General features: G+C 44.3%; 17 protein-coding genes. 8 read left to right on the forward strand and 9 right to left on the reverse strand.

Annotated elements, in window-relative coordinates; genetic code table 11:
- The first annotated feature begins 120 nt into the window (after positions 1-120).
- Complete coding sequence (locus tag CXF86_RS03760) at positions 121-1,308, forward strand: MFS transporter (protein WP_101091375.1); 1,188 nt, start codon at positions 121-123, stop codon at positions 1,306-1,308.
- A gap of 56 nt (positions 1,309-1,364) precedes the next feature.
- A complete protein-coding gene (locus tag CXF86_RS03765; RefSeq protein ID WP_101091374.1) occupies positions 1,365-2,225 on the forward strand; it encodes a TIGR03899 family protein in 861 nt (286 codons plus the stop codon).
- 172 nt (positions 2,226-2,397) lie between these two features.
- Here CXF86_RS03765 and CXF86_RS03770 read toward each other — a convergent pair whose 3' ends face one another.
- From CXF86_RS03770 to CXF86_RS03785, 3 genes are all read right to left on the reverse strand, one after another.
- On the reverse strand, positions 2,398-2,859 hold the full coding sequence (locus CXF86_RS03770; protein ID WP_101091373.1) for a hypothetical protein: 462 nt from the start codon (positions 2,857-2,859) through the stop codon (positions 2,398-2,400).
- 1,121 nt (positions 2,860-3,980) lie between these two features.
- On the reverse strand, positions 3,981-4,421 hold the full coding sequence (locus tag CXF86_RS03780) for a DMT family transporter (protein ID WP_219621775.1): 441 nt from the start codon (positions 4,419-4,421) through the stop codon (positions 3,981-3,983).
- A gap of 2 nt (positions 4,422-4,423) precedes the next feature.
- Positions 4,424-4,888 (reverse strand): DMT family transporter, encoded by a 465-nt coding sequence (locus CXF86_RS03785; RefSeq protein WP_101091372.1) that lies wholly within the window; start codon positions 4,886-4,888, stop codon positions 4,424-4,426.
- A 106-nt stretch (positions 4,889-4,994) separates the two neighbouring features.
- Here CXF86_RS03785 and CXF86_RS03790 point away from each other — a divergent pair, with 106 nt between their 5' ends.
- On the forward strand, positions 4,995-5,894 hold the full coding sequence (locus tag CXF86_RS03790) for a LysR family transcriptional regulator (RefSeq protein WP_101091371.1): 900 nt from the start codon (positions 4,995-4,997) through the stop codon (positions 5,892-5,894).
- A gap of 155 nt (positions 5,895-6,049) precedes the next feature.
- Here the strand turns inward: CXF86_RS03790 and cysC are convergent, their stop codons facing one another.
- From cysC to cobA, 5 genes are all read right to left on the reverse strand, one after another.
- Positions 6,050-6,667 (reverse strand): adenylyl-sulfate kinase, encoded by a 618-nt coding sequence (gene cysC, locus CXF86_RS03795; RefSeq protein ID WP_101091370.1) that lies wholly within the window; start codon positions 6,665-6,667, stop codon positions 6,050-6,052.
- A gap of 81 nt (positions 6,668-6,748) precedes the next feature.
- Entirely contained in the window at positions 6,749-8,473 is a 1,725-nt protein-coding gene (locus CXF86_RS03800) for an SLC13 family permease (RefSeq protein WP_102038379.1), read from the reverse strand.
- A gap of 2 nt (positions 8,474-8,475) precedes the next feature.
- Positions 8,476-9,915 carry a sulfate adenylyltransferase subunit CysN gene (gene cysN / locus CXF86_RS03805; protein WP_101091368.1) on the reverse strand — a complete coding sequence of 480 codons (1,440 nt, stop codon included), beginning with the start codon at positions 9,913-9,915 and terminating at the stop codon, positions 8,476-8,478.
- A gap of 44 nt (positions 9,916-9,959) precedes the next feature.
- Positions 9,960-10,868, reverse strand: coding sequence for a sulfate adenylyltransferase subunit CysD (cysD, locus tag CXF86_RS03810; RefSeq protein ID WP_101091367.1), 909 nt, complete (start codon positions 10,866-10,868; stop codon positions 9,960-9,962).
- A 45-nt stretch (positions 10,869-10,913) separates the two neighbouring features.
- On the reverse strand, positions 10,914-11,726 hold the full coding sequence (cobA, locus tag CXF86_RS03815; protein WP_102038380.1) for a uroporphyrinogen-III C-methyltransferase: 813 nt from the start codon (positions 11,724-11,726) through the stop codon (positions 10,914-10,916).
- Positions 11,727-12,133: 407 nt separating this feature from the next.
- Here cobA and CXF86_RS03820 point away from each other — a divergent pair, with 407 nt between their 5' ends.
- From CXF86_RS03820 to CXF86_RS03835, 4 genes are all read left to right on the forward strand, one after another.
- Positions 12,134-13,081: a phospholipase A gene (locus CXF86_RS03820; RefSeq protein WP_101091365.1), complete on the forward strand. Its 948-nt coding sequence runs from the start codon at positions 12,134-12,136 to the stop codon at positions 13,079-13,081.
- Positions 13,082-13,160: 79 nt separating this feature from the next.
- Complete coding sequence (locus tag CXF86_RS03825; protein WP_102038381.1) at positions 13,161-14,642, forward strand: S41 family peptidase; 1,482 nt, start codon at positions 13,161-13,163, stop codon at positions 14,640-14,642.
- Between the two features lie 68 nt (positions 14,643-14,710).
- Entirely contained in the window at positions 14,711-15,574 is an 864-nt protein-coding gene (locus CXF86_RS03830; protein WP_101091363.1) for a PA4780 family RIO1-like protein kinase, read from the forward strand.
- A 189-nt stretch (positions 15,575-15,763) separates the two neighbouring features.
- Positions 15,764-16,414, forward strand: a complete 651-nt coding sequence (locus CXF86_RS03835; RefSeq protein WP_102038382.1) for a 5-formyltetrahydrofolate cyclo-ligase — start codon at positions 15,764-15,766, stop codon at positions 16,412-16,414.
- A gap of 29 nt (positions 16,415-16,443) precedes the next feature.
- Here the strand turns inward: CXF86_RS03835 and ung are convergent, their stop codons facing one another.
- A complete protein-coding gene (gene ung, locus CXF86_RS03840; protein WP_102038383.1) occupies positions 16,444-17,112 on the reverse strand; it encodes a uracil-DNA glycosylase in 669 nt (222 codons plus the stop codon).
- A gap of 224 nt (positions 17,113-17,336) precedes the next feature.
- On the opposite strand from ung, the gene CXF86_RS03845 reads away from it, so the two are divergent.
- The gene (locus CXF86_RS03845; protein WP_101091360.1) at positions 17,337-17,882 is read left to right on the forward strand and encodes a type II secretion system protein; all 546 of its coding nucleotides are present in this window, start codon (positions 17,337-17,339) and stop codon (positions 17,880-17,882) included.
- The last annotated feature ends 25 nt before the right edge of the window (positions 17,883-17,907 follow it).

Genomic DNA, 17,907 nt, shown 5'->3' on the forward strand with positions numbered 1-17,907 from the left:
CGAGTTCAACCCGCTTTATGCTACTTTTTTTCTAGGAGAGTTTTTGAATAGCCCACTGCACCTTAGTATTAATTGAGTATATACTGCTCGTCCTTTCGCCGGATCACATGGACCGTTTAAATGAAAAACAACCCGCAGAAGCTACTGCTTTGGATGACGTTTATCATGTCATTAGTCTTTGCTGTATGGCAGGTATTACTCAACAACTTTGTTATTGAACGCGCTCAATTCACTGGTGCTGAAATTGGTATATTGCAAAGCTTGAGAGAGGTTCCTGGGTTTCTTGCGTTTACCGCGATCTTTGTCTTACTACTGATAAAAGAGCAAGCGTTTGCATTATTGTCACTGGCACTACTGTGTATCGGTGTGGCTGTCACGGGTTTCTTTCCGCAAGTGCTCGGGCTTTATATCACCACCGTATTAATGTCGATTGGTTTTCACTATTTTGAAACCATCAATCAATCACTGACGCTGCAATGGGTTGAAAAGAAAAATACCGCCGAATTTTTAGGCAAAGCACTGGCATGGCGCAGTGCCGCTGCATTGATAGGTTACGGCAGTATTTGGCTAGTCATGAGCTGGCTAAAACTCGACTACCAATGGATGTACGCCATCATTGGTACTTTAGGGCTCATAATGGTGATAACCATTCGTCTATACTTTCCTACCTTTAAACAAGGAGAGGTACAGCACAAGAAAATAATCTTGCGAAAACGCTACTGGTTATACTATATGCTGACTTTTTTCTCAGGCGCGAGAAGACAGATATTCATGGTATTTGCGGGCTTTATGATGGTTGAAAAATTTGGCTATAGCATTAGTCAAATTACCTCACTCTTTTTAATTAACTATGTGGTTAATCTCTTTTTTGCCCCCGCGATTGGCCGATTTATTGCTCGAATTGGTGAACGAAATGCACTGACTATTGAGTATTTAGGGCTTATTGCAGTCTTTACCAGTTATGCAGTCGTTGAGCATGCAGAAGCCGCTGCCGCACTGTACGTGATTGACCACCTTTTGTTTGCGATGGCGATTGCCGTAAAAACCTATTTCCAGAAAATTGCCGATCCCAAAGATATCGCCGCTACCATGTCGGTAAGTTTCACCATTAACCACATTGCAGCCGTTATCATCCCTGTACTGCTAGGGCTATTGTGGTTAACCTCACCTTCATTGGTATTCTATATCGGCGCGGGCTTTGCGGTGTGTTCACTCATACTGGCCATGAATGTGCCTCGCCACCCTAAACAAGGTGAAGAGGTCGCGCTATTTGGCAAAATGCCACCACTTGTCAAAGCCGACAAATAGCTAGACAATTAACGCCCTGATTGGCATAAATTTTATAACAAAGAGGAATTAGGTTGATGGTTGAAACAGTTAAAGATACTAGAAATCACCCGCTGAAATCATCAGTCAGTGATAACGTAAAGTCAGCTGATGTTTCGGCCAGAAAAAAAGCCTTATTGCTTGGGCGCATGCTTGGGCTTGCCAGCGAAGATGATTACCGCCCCAGCAGCGCCTCCATTGCAGAGCGTTCTGCCTATAGAGCACAAAAACTCTCTAGCCAATATCAGTCAAATTTAGAAACAATTTATAAGATTGCGATAAGCCAAACCCCGTCAGATGTCACAGGTGTGGATCTCGACCCCGATTGGGCACATCAGTTTTTTCAGCTGGCTGAACAAATTCATAATCGTAAAATGCAGGAGTTATGGGGCAGAATTCTAGCCAGTGAAATCACCATTCCAGGTAACTTTAGTTTACGTACATTAGCCACTTTGAAGCAGCTTACCCATAAAGAGGCGCAGGTATTAGAAAAAGCCCTTGGGATGTCAGTGTTGGTCAACAATGAGAGTAAGTTAAAACTGGTTATTGGCTTTAAACACGCCAGTGGTTTAGGCCACTTTTTTAAGAAATCGACTCAGACAAATATTGGTCTATCGCAGTTTGGCTTACCCTATTCCAATATCTTAACCTTGATTGAGGCTGGCATTTTACATCGCAGTGAATTGGAAACGGGATTATTGAGTAGTAAGAAGCCAATTAATTTCGCCCTAAGTAACATCAAGCTCAAACTGACCCCCAAAACCGGTCAACTCTTTTTCAATTATTACCGTTTTACCCCTGTGGGCGACGAGCTAGCACAGTTAATTCACTTTAATACTGACACCAATTATATTAAGGCATTAAAAGCGGTATTTGCGCAAGATTTCAGAATTGAGTAAACTTCAGCTAAGAAGAACAGCTTACCTTAAAGGAGACACTGCCTCCATTAAGGTAAGAAAGTAAAATCAATGCTGCACTGTTTTTACTTTACGCTTGATCATACTCGGCAACCCTGCAGATATAATCGCGAGTAATTTAAGACCTAGATGATAAATTTTGTATATGGTTCGACTACGTTGTCGCTATAACCATTTGATTAAAATCATCTTCACTAAAGCTGGCATTGGATTTTAAAACCTCAACTAACAACTCTTTGACCTTGCTACTATTTAACGCCTCAGTCAGTGCATCGTGGGTAAATTCAATTAGAGACAGCACTTCATCACCTTCTTTACCAATCACATCACCAATACTCAAAAGCAAATCACTGAGTTGTGATACGTTGGCATTACCCTCGTGGAAATCACAAAGGGCAATAAACTCTGATGAGTTAAAATCTTCATATTCTACAAACTCAATCTCATCTTTATCCCATAAGTTCCAATACATATCACCATTCCAATATTCCACTGATAGTGTCATAAAAGCGAAAGCATCTTGACTTAGGTAATGTTTCAATTGAATGCTGCGTTGATTAATGAGCGTTATGAGTACGCTCTCGAAACGACCGATTAGCTCTTGTTTTTCAACCACAAAATAATACTCACTAACTATTTGAGCTTATACTCTACAAGTTATGAGTAAGAGTAACAAGTCATTAGACTATCACCAATTTTCACTATCTAGCCCCCACGTCTTCTTCAAATACCGAGCTCTATTATAGAGTACAGCTAGATCTCAACAATAAGCGACACACGCTTAGTCGTAAACGAATAGACATTAGTGAATTCACGCTTTAGATATTGCAACAAGCCCCTAGCGGCTTGATGATTAAGTTCTTTACAGTAGGATGGCGGCAGAGCCGCCACTCGATTTCCTTAGCTGACTTTAAATAGTATTTTTTGGCTTTACTTTCCAATCTTTGGATTATCGTTGAGCAAAGCAAGGAGAGGCACTAACTTCAATCGAAGTCATCATTTGCGTTTCTCCATTAACAAAGTTCTTCTAATTGTATTGCAACGGGAGACCAGCTGGAAGTGGGCTCACTTTCGTGCCAGACACAAGGTCTGTATCTGCATCATTACAATGCAGCATTGGCTTTCTCCAGCCTCCTTTACCTGCACCACTATCGGCTATCTTCACAGATAACTTTCCCAATGGGAGCGATTCAGGCTTACCGTGTTCCGTATGAAGCGTAATGTCAGTTTAGATGCCCACTCTAGTGCGGAGAGCTATATGACCACGAAAGAGCATTGCCCAATCTCTTTCCAGCTCTCATTGCCTTTTGGCTACAGCGTATTAACCACTTCCGCTGCTTCTCATATAACGCACTACGTGGATTCACATATGTTCATCATACTGAGTCCCTAGCACTTACCTGACTTGTGGTTATCAGGAAGAACGTCCTCTCACGATTCTGTTCCCGTCCAATGGACTACGTTACATTGTCTGGCTCGCTACTTTATTCAGAGCCATAGGGTCATCCGGTGATACAGATGGTTCACTCTTATCGTGGTGAACAACGCTTCATACGACTTCACGTCGCACGGGTAAAAGTGAGTTAGCTTCAGCCCAAAGTGGTTCCAATAACCTGCGGGAGACGCTGCCGCATCTACACTGGGTTAGAAAAACACAAACTCTAGGCATTTTAGTTAACATCGGCGTGATGTATATGGCAGGAGGCTGTGTTATTAATAGCTTCTGCCAGTAAACGTTTATTTCTTTTGCTGCTGGCCTTGATTGTACTTTGTCAGTAATACACCCGCCAGAATACATAAAACACCAGCCAGTTGAGAGAATTCTGCACCATGACTAATGGCATCCCAAAGCACTCCTGTCAGCAATTGTCCGCCGATAACCAGCAGTGCAGTCAGCGTCGCCCCTACCCTTGACAATACATAGCTGTTGAGAGCAACAAATAAAGCACCGATAACACCGCCAAGCCAGGCTGTCACGGGGGCTTCCATCACTATATTCACGGGTAGTGAAGATGTGCAATACACAATAATACTGAGAAAAACAAAACCGACGACATGATTCCAAAGAGAGGCATTAAAAGCACTGGTATCTTGCCCAAGTCTGCCATTAAGGATCCGACAGAAACTAATACAACAACCATTAAATAGCGCAAGAAAAACAACTATCAACATTGTCATTATTACCCCCTCCAGAACAGTGTCATCAGGCAGCCTACGCCCATCAACATCAATGACACACCGTCAATTAAATTTATTGACCGTTTAGCTAAACCGAACAAACCAAAGCTATCACTGACCACACCAAACAGCACTTGACCGACCATCATTAATGCAAGCGAGCTAGACAGCCCCAGTGGACTATTGACAGTGATAGCGGCCAAAATCACAGTCAAAGCCCCCGGTATCCCGCCTAAATAGGCCCAGAAGGGCGTTCCAGCTGTCGGCCGAATAGCCATTTTCCCTGCAACAAAGATGTTTACGAACATTAGAATGATAAAGGAAGTGATAGCACCAATGCCGTGAGCGACCCAAGCTGCTAGCAAGGGCGAACTATAAGATGCAAGCGTGCTATTAATGGCTATCATGCTGGCAAGTGTAATGCCTCCCGCAAGAGCCAGTGACAAATTAAATGGATGAGTTTTCATACTTTTCCTCATGGTTTTTATTGGAGCACAATATAATGAATTTCCTTTACGTTGATAATCCTCTATATTTTGAACTCTTTGTTTCTCTCAGGTAAACAATAAAATCATGGATACTTTTTCAACCATTCCCGTTTTCACGGCTGTCGTCGAACTGGGGAGTTTTTCAGAAGCAAGCCGCAAGCTAGGGATCAACAAGTCAGCGGTGAGTAAACGCATTAGTGCATTGGAGACACATCTTGGCGTAAAACTGATTCAGCGGACAACCCGAAAGCTAAGCCTGACGGAAGCAGGAGAACAATATTATAGCTATATCTACAAAGCTAAATATCTAGTGAATGAAGCCGAAGATGCAATTGCCAGTCTTCAGCACAGCCCTAAAGGTCACCTTAAAGTGAGTATACCTATGGTATTTGGACGGCTTCATATCGCCCCTTTACTCGGTGAGTTTATGCTTGATTTTCCGGATATAAAACTGACTTTATCAATGGATGACAGGCTGGTTGATCTCCTTGATGAGGGACTCGATATGGTCGTGAGGATTGGTGCCTTAGCAGACTCGAATCTGGTGGCTCGCAAGTTATCGCCCTGCCGCAGTGTGATCTGTGCTTCTCCTGGATATCTTGATAAATTTGGTAGGCCTGACACGTTAGCCGATCTTAAACAGCATAACTGTTTGTACTACTCTTATTTCAGGGCGGGTATAGAATGGACATTTGACGGTCCTGAAGGCCCTGTTCGAATCAAGCCAGAAGGCAACATTCAGGTCAATAGCAGCGAAGTGCTAAAACAACTGATGCTCGATGATGTCGGGATCTGCCAGATGCCGCTTTTCATTGTTGAAAAGGAACTCATCAGCGGTAAGTTGATGCCCATTTTAGAACAATATCATCTGCCGGAACACGGTGTTTACGCAGTGTACCCCCAACGAGCATTTATGCCTGCAAAGCTCAGGGTATTTATCGATTTTCTGGAGCGAAAATTGGCCCATAAAGATCAATCCTGGTGATTTTATACCGCCATGAAACGATAAGTAATGTTATTGGTATTGAGGTATATCGCCCGCAAAAAAGACGCTTTATGCCTATAAAGCGCCTGAATAAATCAATTCACAGACAAGCAGTAAACTTGGGACCATACTGAGTGATCTTAGCCCTAATGACTTTATACCGCCGCGCGTAACTTAGCGCCATCAATCACTTGAATCGCGGTAAGATAATCTAATAGCGCGTTGACTTGCGCCGTTAGATCACCTTTGCTGGTATCAATGGTGAGCTCTGCTGCAGTAGGGGTTTCGTACGGCGCAGAGATGCCAGTGAACTCTTTTATCTCACCCGCCCGCGCTTTTTTATACAAGCCTTTAGGATCACGTGCTTCACAGACTTCAATCGGGGTCGAGACATGAACTTCAATAAAACGTCCCTCTTCAAACAAAGCACGTACACGCTCCCTCTCCTCTTTCGTTGGAGAGATAAAGGCAGATAACACCACTAAGCCCGCATCGACCATCAGCTTGGCAACTTCGCCCACACGGCGCAGGTTTTCGTCACGATCACTGGCGCTAAACCCTAAGTCGTTACAAAGTCCGTGTCGCACATTATCGCCGTCAAGCAAATAGGTGTGAAAGCCGGCATCAAACAGCGCACGCTCTAATGCGCCCGCTAAGGTTGATTTACCGGAACCTGATAGGCCCGTAAACCAAAGTAATACCGGACTTTGTCCTTTCTGCTTTGCACGAGACTCTTGGTCAATACTATGTTGGTGCCAAACGATGTCAGACATAACCACTCCAAAAACAATAATCTAATAAATAAAAATGCGCCAAACTCACTCAATTCCAACGGTCGAGATAGTATTGCCACCTTAAAACGGGAAGAGCAACGGCACTAATATAATGACAATCGACGAGTACAACACCGACAAAGGCAATCCCACTCTTAAAAAATCAGTAAAACGGTAATTTCCCGCACTATGAACCATCAAATTTGTCTGGTAACCATAGGGTGAAATGAAACTGGCACTAGCACCAAATACCACCGCAAGAATAAACGGTCGGGTATCGACGCCATAGCTCATTGCAATAGCGTACGCGACAGGAAAAGCCAGCGCCGCAGCGGCATTATTGGTGATTAACTCCGTCAGTAATAACGTTAACAAATACACGCAAACAAAAGCTGCGAATACCCCAAAACCATTTAACGATCCCAAGATAAAATTAGCGATATCATTTGCAAGACCCGTCGACAGCATCAAATTAGCTAAACTCAACGCGCTACCCACAATCACCACCAGCTCAATCGGAAAGCGTCGCCTAAGCTCTGTTAAACTCACAGCACCGATGGCAACGAAACTAATCAAGAGTAAAATTAAGCCTTTGACCAAAGGCAATGCGCCAACAACGCTGGCAAAAATGGTCAATGCAAAGCCGCCCAATACCCACTGGCTGCGTCTTTTATCTAAACGTACACTGAGATCTAGCCCACTCACTGCGGCGAAATCTGATGCCAATTTTGCGTTATGGCTAAAGCTATCCCCTGGAGTAATCAGTAATACATCACCCGCTTGTAACTCAATATCACCGAGGCCACCTTTTAACGGATGGTGCCCGCGTCGAATAGCCAGTACTGCACCGTCAAATCGCTCTCTAAACTTAGACGCTTTTAATGAGGTACCCACCAGTTGCGATGTGGGTGCCAGTACCGCCTCTATCAAGTTTTGCCCTTTGGCTTGTTGCTTACCAAACCATTCAAGCCCATCAAATTGATGTAACAGCTCCACCGATTCGACCGCACCGCCAAAGCGCAACACATCTTCACTTTGCAAGACAAGGTGCGGTGGTACGGGACAAATTCGAATGCCACTGCGCTCAAGCTCGACTAGATAGAGTTTTTTCAGTGCTCTTAAGCGATTATCTAACACGCTTTTACCAATCAACTGCGACTGTTTCGCCACTCTGGCTTCGAGCATGTAAGGCAAGCTTTCTTCCGTTCCGTCTTCACGTCTGTCGGGTAAAAAATCAGCGAGTAACACCAACAGACCCACACCTAGGGTCACAATAACCACACCAATGATAGAGAACTCAAAAAAGCCTAACGGCTCTAGGCCTGCGTTCTCAACAAAGGAGTTCACGATAAGGTTGGTTGATGTACCTATTAAGGTGAGAGTTCCACCCAGAATAGCCGCATAAGACAGTGGCAGTAAAAGCTTAGCCGGCGCATGAGACTGATTTCGTCTCACCACACCAATCAAGGACGACACCACCGCAGTATTATTGGTAAACGATGACAACAGTGCGGTCGAGAAGCCCAGCTTAGCGATCGTCGATGCCAAAGAACCTTCACCTACAACTTGACTCAGCTTACCAAGCAAAGAAGTTTTCTCTAGCGCGGCAGTCGCTAAAATAATCAGTACTAGAGTCACTAAGCTGGCATTGGTAAAACTCGCCAATGCCGTCTCTAACTCCACCATGCCTAAAAGATAGGTCGTTAATGCTGCCGTAAAAAACAGCGCTGCGGGTGTCCAAAGTCCTGCCATCAAAGCAACAACTAAGGCAAATAATATGCTCGACAACACCCACAATTCAGACACCACTACCCCTCTAGCTTACTAATATCAAGCGCTTGCCAATGAGGATACTGCTTGCGGATCAATGCATTTAACTCAAGTTCGAAATCAGTAAACGGGCTCGCTGATTTACTCGTCTTAGCGGTTGAAACAGCCATCACTGCGGCCACTGTCGCATTGGATAATCGATCGATTAAGATCATGCCGCCTGTGTCACGGATCAGCGTATACGGGTCGATAGCAATCGCTTCATTTAGCTCTAGCGTGACGCGAGCCATATCGTTTAAACCGATAATGTCGCTGTCTTTACGCTCTAGCGTATTGATATCGACTAGGTATTCGATATTTGTGATAGTCGCTTGTAGCTTCTTGCCCGCCACCTTTAGATCATAAAGCTGGCCAATTTGTAGCTGTTTTTCATCCATCCAAGCAATATCAGCACTGATCTGGTTTGCCAATGTTGGGGCGTTATCGACTTGCGATAATAGGTCACCACGAGAAATATCAATTTCATCTTCTAGCGTTAGCGTCACCGCTTGACCCGCGATCGCTTCACTCAAATCACCATCGAATGTAACGATACGTTCAACTTTACTGCGCTTACCTGATGGTAGGGCCACCAGCTCGTCGCCCACTTTAATAACACCTGATGATACCGTGCCAGAGAAGCCTCTAAAATCGAGATCGGGGCGCAATACATATTGCACTGGAAAACGTACCGGTAAGCTGTTTAATTCACGGCGGGTGTCTATGGTTTCCAATAGCTCCAGTAGCGTGCCATCTTTATACCAAGGCGTTTGTGTACTGCGATCGACCACGTTATCGCCTTTTAAAGCCGATAGTGGTACATAACGAATATCGATGTCACCTAGCTGCGCAGCAAACTCGGCAAAGTCAGCTTTGATGTCATTAAAGACTTTTTCGTCAAAGCCGAGCAAGTCCATTTTATTGATGGCTACCACAAAGTGACGTAGACCCAGCTGCGAGGCAATAAAAGCGTGACGGCGAGTCTGTGTTTGCACCCCATAACGCGCATCAACCAAAATGACGGCTAAGTCACAAGTAGAGGCACCCGTGGCCATATTACGGGTGTACTGCTCATGGCCCGGTGTATCGGCAATAATAAACTTACGTTTGTCGGTTGAAAAATAGCGGTAAGCAACATCAATGGTAATGCCTTGCTCACGCTCAGCTTGCAAGCCATCAACGAGTAATGCCAGGTCAATCTCATCACCGGTGGTGCCCATTTTGGCACTATCACTCTTTAAAGTTGCGAGTTGATCTTCATATATTTGGGCGCTGTCATGCAGTAAACGTCCTATCAGGGTACTTTTACCATCATCGACACTGCCGCACGTTAGAAAGCGCAACATGCCTTTATGTTGCTGCTGCGCTAAATATTCCTTCACCCCTAAATCTTCTAGCTCAGCGGCTAAGCGGGTGTTGTTATTGACTGCTTGGTTCATGATTAATTCCTTTGAAATCTGACAATGCTTAGCACTTACCGCGCCTAGAAGTAGCCTTGGCGCTTTTTAAGTTCCATCGATGCACTTTGATCTGAATCGATAAGTCGGCCCTCACGCTCACTAGAACGTGTTAGCAGCATCTCTTCGATGATCTTCTCAAGCGTGTCAGCTTCTGAATGCATCGCTCCCGTTAATGGGTAGCAACCTAGGGTTCTAAATCGCACTAATTCATTTTTAACCGTTTCACCCTCTTCTAAAGGCAGTCTGTCATCATCAACCATAATCATCATGCCATCACGCTCAACGACAGGACGCTTTTGGGCAAAATAAAGTGGTACCAATTTTATGTTTTCTTGGTAGATATATTGCCAAATATCTAGTTCCGTCCAGTTTGAAAGCGGGAATACTCGGATGCTTTCACCTTTATTGACGGCACCGTTATAGGTGCGCCACAGCTCTGGACGCTGGTTTTTAGGATCCCATGTGTGGTGCTTATCGCGGAATGAGTAGACTCGCTCTTTAGCACGAGACTTCTCTTCATCGCGGCGTGCACCACCAAAGGCGGCATCAAAACCATACTTGTTCAACGCTTGCTTAAGCCCTTGGGTTTTCATGATGTCGGTATGCTTAGCACTGCCATGCGTAAACGGACCCACCCCCATCGCGATACCGTCAGGATTTTTATGCACCAGCAATTCAAAGCCAAACTCCTTGGCCTGAGCATCACGAAATGCGATCATCTCTTTGAACTTCCAATCGGTATCCACATGCAGTAAAGGAAAAGGGATCTTCCCCGGATAGAAAGCCTTGCGTGCTAAATGCAGCATCACAGAGGAGTCTTTACCGATGGAATACATCATTACTGGGTTATCAAACTCTGCCGCAACTTCGCGAATAATCTGAATGCTCTCAGCTTCTAATTGTTGTAAATGGCTTAACTCTTTGGCGGCCATGCTAATTCTCCGTCTTCTTGAATCGATTGTGCTAAGCACATCTATTTAATTTGTGTTGTTAAGCTTGGCTTCGCGACTCTGCACACCTTGAGGCTTAAACCAATTCAGGCTATCAGCGAGTTCAACCACCTCACCTATCACCATCAATGCGGGCATCACTAATTCTGGATCTGCCGCTAATTGCTCAATATTGTCTAATGTGCCAATGAATGTTCGCTGTTCCTGAGTGGTCGCTTTGGAAACAATAGCAACAGGGGTATTAGGTGAACGTCCGGCATCAAGTAAACCCGCTTTAATAATGTTGGCGTTAAGGATCCCCATATACACGACTAAGGTATTATTCGGGTTGGCGTATCCTTGCCAGTCCATCGGCCGACTCGCTAATTGGCAATGACCGGTAATAAAGCTCACACCCTGGGCGTAATCTCGATGAGTCAACGGGATGCCTGCATATGCTGCGGTGCCGCTTGCTGCGGTGATCCCTGGTACGACTTCAAACTCGAGGCCAGACTCAACAATCGTTTGTAACTCTTCACCGCCCCGCCCAAAAATAAAAGGATCGCCGCCTTTAAGACGGACCACATTTTTACGAGTAAACGCCTTGGTGACCAGTAATTGATTAATTTCGCTTTGCGCCGCGCTATGCTTACCCGCACGCTTACCCACCGCGATTTTTTCAGCTTTACTTGGAATGAGGGCCATGATGTCCTGACTCACTAAAGCGTCGTACAGCACCACATCCGCTGATTGCAATACACGGTATGCTTTAACCGTTAGCAGATCCACATCACCAGGGCCGGCACCCACTAGCCACACCTTTCCTCCTGCGGCTTGACCCGGTAAAGATACAATCTCCATCACGCTACCTCACTCTAATTTGATGACCTGAATATAGCCGCCCTCTTATTCCATAATAAATAGAAAATTCAGATCACTTATAACTTTTAGTTATTAAGAAAATAATTGTATTCACCAATACATTAAAATAAAGTATTAAACGCATATTAATCAAAACCTTAAACTTAAACCTTTGATAAAGCCTATACAAAGCAGAAAATACACACTTTACAATTTGGCACTAAGTTATCGCATTTAGATCTAGAGGCGGGTTTCAAAACCCGCGTTGATATCACAGTGGTAGTCACTTCACCTATTTACCGAGTGTTAAGTTGCCAGCTTGCTATAGCACTGTTAAACACAGAGATAGCTAGGTAGAATTGCGACAAACAAAAAGAAGCGCAGTTTTAACAACTTTTGGGAATATTATGAATAAGCTAGGCACGCTATTATTGTCTATGGGTTTGGGCTGCTCTTTTGCGTCGTTTGCAGCAACGACGAAAGCAGAGCCAACAGAGGTCGCTAGCAAAACAGAAGATATTGAAGTCAAAAAACAAACATCATTGGTGGCAGCGCGAGTCTCTAAAGAAATTGCAACTGCCGACCTGCCTTATGTCATTACACCACACAAGGTTAACTACATTCTTCCGGTGACTTACAACTCCTCTCCTAATATGGAACCTTTTGCTGAAGAAGTTAAAGACACCCCGTTTACGATGGATAATGTAGAAGCCAAGTTTCAAATAAGTTTTAAATTTCCGCTCTGGCACAATGTATTTGGCGATAATGGCCACCTGTTTGCAGCATACACCAACCAGTCGTACTGGCAGGTGTATAACAAAGAAATATCTTCGCCGTTTAGAGAAACCAATCATGAGCCTGAAATATTCATGATCTTCACTAATGATTGGCAAGTGGGGCCTTTACAGAACTCTTTTTGGGGGGTCGGCGCCGTACACCAATCAAATGGGCAAGCAGGATCATTATCCAGGAGCTGGAATCGCTTATACGGCATGATGATATTCGATTCAGGGCCATTTGCGCTTGAAGCTAAAGCGTGGTGGCGTATACCTGAAGATGAAAAAGAAACCCCAACCTCTCCGAGTGGCGATGATAACCCAGATATAATGGACTATATGGGTAACCTTGAGTTTACAGGGGTGTACGGACTCGATGAGCATAGATTTAGCTTAATGGTGCGTAACTACATTCAAAAGCCTAATTATGGCGCAGTAGAATTTACCTGGAGTTACCCCATCATGGGCAATCTGAGACTCTATACTCAATACTTTAATGGCTACGGTGAAAGTCTTATCGACTATAATTCACATAACCAACGCATAGGTATCGGGATCTCTATCAACGATATTTTATAACTATGCTTTTAGTCAATTAGTTAGAGGCTATGCCAGCCTAGCCTAGAAAAGGCTAAGCTGGCCATATCCGAGAATCGATATGACAGTCAGTTTTAAAAGCATAGTCGTATTATTTGTACTTATGATGGGCATAAGTGCAGCTCAACTCATTCGACTGTCTTTTTTCCCACATACTGCCTCGTATACACTGAGCCCAGCACAGCAGCGACAAGATATTAACCAACTTTTAGCCGTAATTAATCAAAAGTCATCTTTCGCAGCATTCGATCCCGCCCAAAAATACATTTTTAATCAACAAGCACAACGACTGTTAAGCGCTAACTTACAGCCGAGTAATGCGGTTAATTTTCAAGTTAAATTGCAGCGTTGGATCTCTTCTCTCAATGATCCAGCGACCTCTATAAGTCTGCCCAATCGAGCGAAGCAACTTACCGATATAAAACAGCTTCCAGGCCAGCTCTATTACGATGGTCAACATTGGTTAGTGTATACCGCAGAAAATAGTCTGTTCAATGAAGAGTTTCCCTTCTTAACCCACATGGACGGCCTCCCCATGCAACGCTGGCAGAAAGCTGCGCAGCGGTACATTCCCGACTCTATCAAGTTATCAATCAAGGAGCAGAGTCATTGGTTACACGGCATTAATCAGCTTCGGTTAGATATAGGCTTAACAACCTCTAACAGCATCGTTTTGACATTCACCAATACAGAGGGTGATAACACTCAGCGAGAGGTTGCTTTAGTCAGCAGAAATCAACAGCAAGAGAATATTCAGCAGCCGACAGCAGCGGCCATGGCCGCTTCATCTAGCTCACAGCATGTGATTCGTTACCCTGAAAATATTAAATTATCACCCCATATTTTAGAGCAACTTGCATTAAGCAAACCTGAACAAGATCTTATACTCGATATCAGACACCTAAACGTACCGGATACCGCTTTAACTCAATGGCTACAGCGCCAATTTGCGCCTCAGAGTGTGGCATATAGTAGCGCTATCGGATTAATGAAATACAAACGTTATCCTCATTCATCAACAAAGTTATTTTCGACTAAAAACATAGTTCCAATTAAAGAACTACATTTTTTTGAGCAAGTTAACTTAGAAGCATTGGGGTTCGATAACCATATTCAGGACTCTATAAGCTTTAGCCAATGGCTAGTCCGTCGCTTAGTAAACAACAGAGAGGAAAATCAATCTAAGCAACGAAAATTAGTTTTAATAGTCGATTCAAGCTGCCAACAGGAGTGTGAATGGCTGGCATTGATGGCATCAGCATGGCCAAACGTACAACTTATAGGGGAAAGAACCAGAGGCAGTCTAAGCCCTCGCCACTATGCCTCACTCACACAAAGTGGCATAAAGGTGAGCTTTAGTGCAGCCTTAGTCTATAGCCCTCAAGGAAAGCTAGTATCAGGTATCGGCATACGCCCTACAATTGACTTAAACGACCTCGCGCTTAATCATGAAAACATCAGGCATTTAATCACTGCTAAATCTAATAGCCCAACACACGCATCAAGCGCCAATGCACTCACAACAGCTAAAAGATCGCCATAAAAGCATCTTTTATGATGAAGATCCGCACTTTGGTTCCATAGCTTGCTTAAGTAGGGTATAAGGGCACTATGAAAACCCCTAAACGACTCCAACCATTGGTTGATGAAGGATTAATAGACGAAGTTGTTCGTCCATTAATGAGTGGCAAAGAAGCCGACGTCTACATCGTAAGATGTGGTGATGATGTCCGCTGCGCTAAAATCTACAAAGAAGCTGACAAACGTAGTTTTAAAAAAGCAGTCGAATATCGTGAGGGCCGTAAAGGCCGCAATAGCCGACGTACTCGTGCGATGGAAAAAGGTTCCAATTACGGCCGTCAAGAACAAGAGAATGCCTGGCAGAATGCCGAAGTAGATGCTTTGTATCGCCTAGCTGATGCTGGAGTGCGAGTGCCTCAACCCTATGGCTGTTTTGACGGCGTATTATTGATGGAGCTGGTTACCGATGACGCCGGCTTCGTAGCGCCGAGATTAAACGATATTAGCCTTACTGAAGAGATGGCCATTGCCCATCATTATCAAGTAATGAAAGATGTGCAGCGTATGCTTTGTGCTGGACTTATTCATGGCGACCTGTCTGAATTTAATGTGCTGCTAGATGATAAAGGCCCAGTGATTATCGATCTGCCTCAAGCTGTCGATGCTGCAGCAAATAACAATGCCAAGCGCATGTTATTGCGTGATGTGAACAACATGACCCAATATTATGGCCAGTTTGCTCCCTCAGTGCTAAAAACCAAATATGCACAAGAGATGTGGCTAAAATTTGAATCTGGCGATCTGTCAGCAGATAGTGAATTAACTGGCGAATTTATTGAGAGCGAACATACCGCCGATATCAATGCCGTATTGGAAGAGATCCAAGCAGCATTCGAAGAGGAACAGGAACGCAAAGAGCGAATTAGTGATGCCGCTGAGCAAGATGAGTATTAGGCAGACCTGCAACTCCACAAGTTAATCATAAAAAAGCCCAACCGACAGTGTTGGGCTTTTTTATGTCGTTGTAGCCTGTAATCTCTCACTATTAACTCACTCGTGAATTGAAGCATCAGCTAAATCCAATTGCGATACCGATTAACAGCCGATAGACTCCATAAGAACTTAAATGGATTAGCGACAACGATGCCCCAGACGCCGACGCCCAAGATATCTCCTCAAAAAATAGCTAGGTCCCATGCCGAGACTCCAGCGGTCACCTCGCCAAAAGCCATTCGCCAAGCGATACGCGTTGCTCGCCGCAACTTAAGCAGTGTGCAACAGTCTATTTTCGCTAATACGGCAGCAATAAAAGCACTGCAAAAACTCAAACAACTGAAGGCAGATAAGGTCGCGTTATATCTGACCAATGACGGCGAACTGGATACTCAAGTGTTAATCAAAACACTTTGGCAACAAGGCATTCATGTGTACTTGCCAAGGCTGCACCCCTTTACCGCAGGCAATCTTATCTTTCTTCGCTATGACGAAGACACTACTGTTGAGAAAAATAGCTTAGGTATTTGGGAGCCACACTTAGATATAACCCAAATGATCTTACCGCATCAGTTGGATGTAGTGATAACCCCGCTGGTCGCCTTTGATGACCAAGGCAACAGAATGGGTATGGGCGGCGGCTATTACGACAGAACCTTAGCCAACTGGCAAACATGCGGAAAACCGTTCCCCATTGGCTATGCTCATGATTGTCAGCAGGTGACTAAGCTGGCTTGCGAACATTGGGATGTGCCTTTACCATTTATCATTACCCCCTCAAAAAACTACTCATTTGACTAGGGGCTAGCCATTGCAACCGGTAATGAAAACTAAACCTGCCAATTAATCGCTGTGGAGCCCTGCTGCTCAAGCAGCTGATTTACATGAGAGAAATGCTTACAGCCAAAAAAACCTCGGTAGGCAGATAATGGCGAAGGATGTGGGCCAGAAACGATTTGATGATGCCCTGCGGTAATGACTTTGCCTTTCTTTTTAGCATGAGCCCCCCAAAGCACAAATATTATAGGTTGAGGCTGCTCATTGAGATGCAATAACACGTTTTGAGTGAATATTTCCCAACCGGACTTGGCATGAGAATGCGCTTTACCCTGCTCGACCGTAAGCACTGTATTTAGCATTAACACCCCTTGCTGTGCCCACGGTAACAGGTTGCCATGCTCTGGGATCGTAAAGCCGTCTATATCGCTAGCCAGTTCCTTATACATATTAACTAAAGAGGGTGGCACTTTTACCCCTTTTTGTACCGAGAAACACAGCCCATGCGCCTGATTGGGTCCATGATATGGATCTTGCCCTATCAGAACGACTCGAACCTCATTTAACGGCGTATATTCAAATGCTGATAATATCTGTTCTTTAGGTGGGAAGATCACTTTACCGGCAGTTCGCTCAGCCTCAACAAAGGTTTCTAGTGCCATATAGTAATCTTGTTGCTGTTGCGCCTGGATGAAGGTTTTCCAGGTTGAATTAATTGTCATCGGAGAGCTCACTAAAATGTTTTATTGATAGTAAGAGTTCACATTATCGCTGGCAATCAGTTAAGGCATTTATAATCATATTTGTGACTAAAGAGCCATCAAACGAGTACGGCAGTTAATCACAATTATCCCCTGGTATTACGTGAATTTATCGTTAAGCGATTGGTATTCGGTATTTTTGATGTTAAAATGCGCGTTCAAATTTGCCCAGGATGGCCAGCCACATGTTGTACTCTTCTACTGTTAAACCCCAATCTGGATTCACCTTAATAGAGCTCGTTGTTGTCATTATTATTTTAGGTATATTGGCTGTAGTGGCCGTACCGAAATTTGTCAATATCTCAGAAGATGCACAAGTATCAATGGTTAAGGGCACGGGCGGTGCATTTAAGTCTGGGGTTGATCTCGCGCGAGCAGTATGGGCAGTAAAAGTTGGCAGCGGCCCTGCTGAAGACTTACCCGTATTCGGCACCGCTCAAGATGGCGAGGTTGACTTTAATGCTAACGGTTGGCCTGCACAGCACTATTCTCAGGGTAACGAAGCGTCACCTGCACTTGATAATGTCGAAGACTGTATCTCAGTGTGGGAAGTTCTCTTTCAAGGTGATGAGCCCAGCGTGTCTGATAACGCCAACACTAATGAAACCCATTACAAAGCGACTTATACTAACGCGACTTGTACATTCAGCTATAGAGACAATACCAATCTATCCATTCGGTACGATTCTAATTTAGGTTCAGTTACAGTAGACTCAGATCCAAGCAGTTAAAATGAGCTAATCTTAACTCAGAGAA

It is taken from the genome of Shewanella sp. GutCb (genome assembly GCF_002836135.1).
Lineage (GTDB): Bacteria > Pseudomonadota > Gammaproteobacteria > Enterobacterales > Shewanellaceae > Shewanella.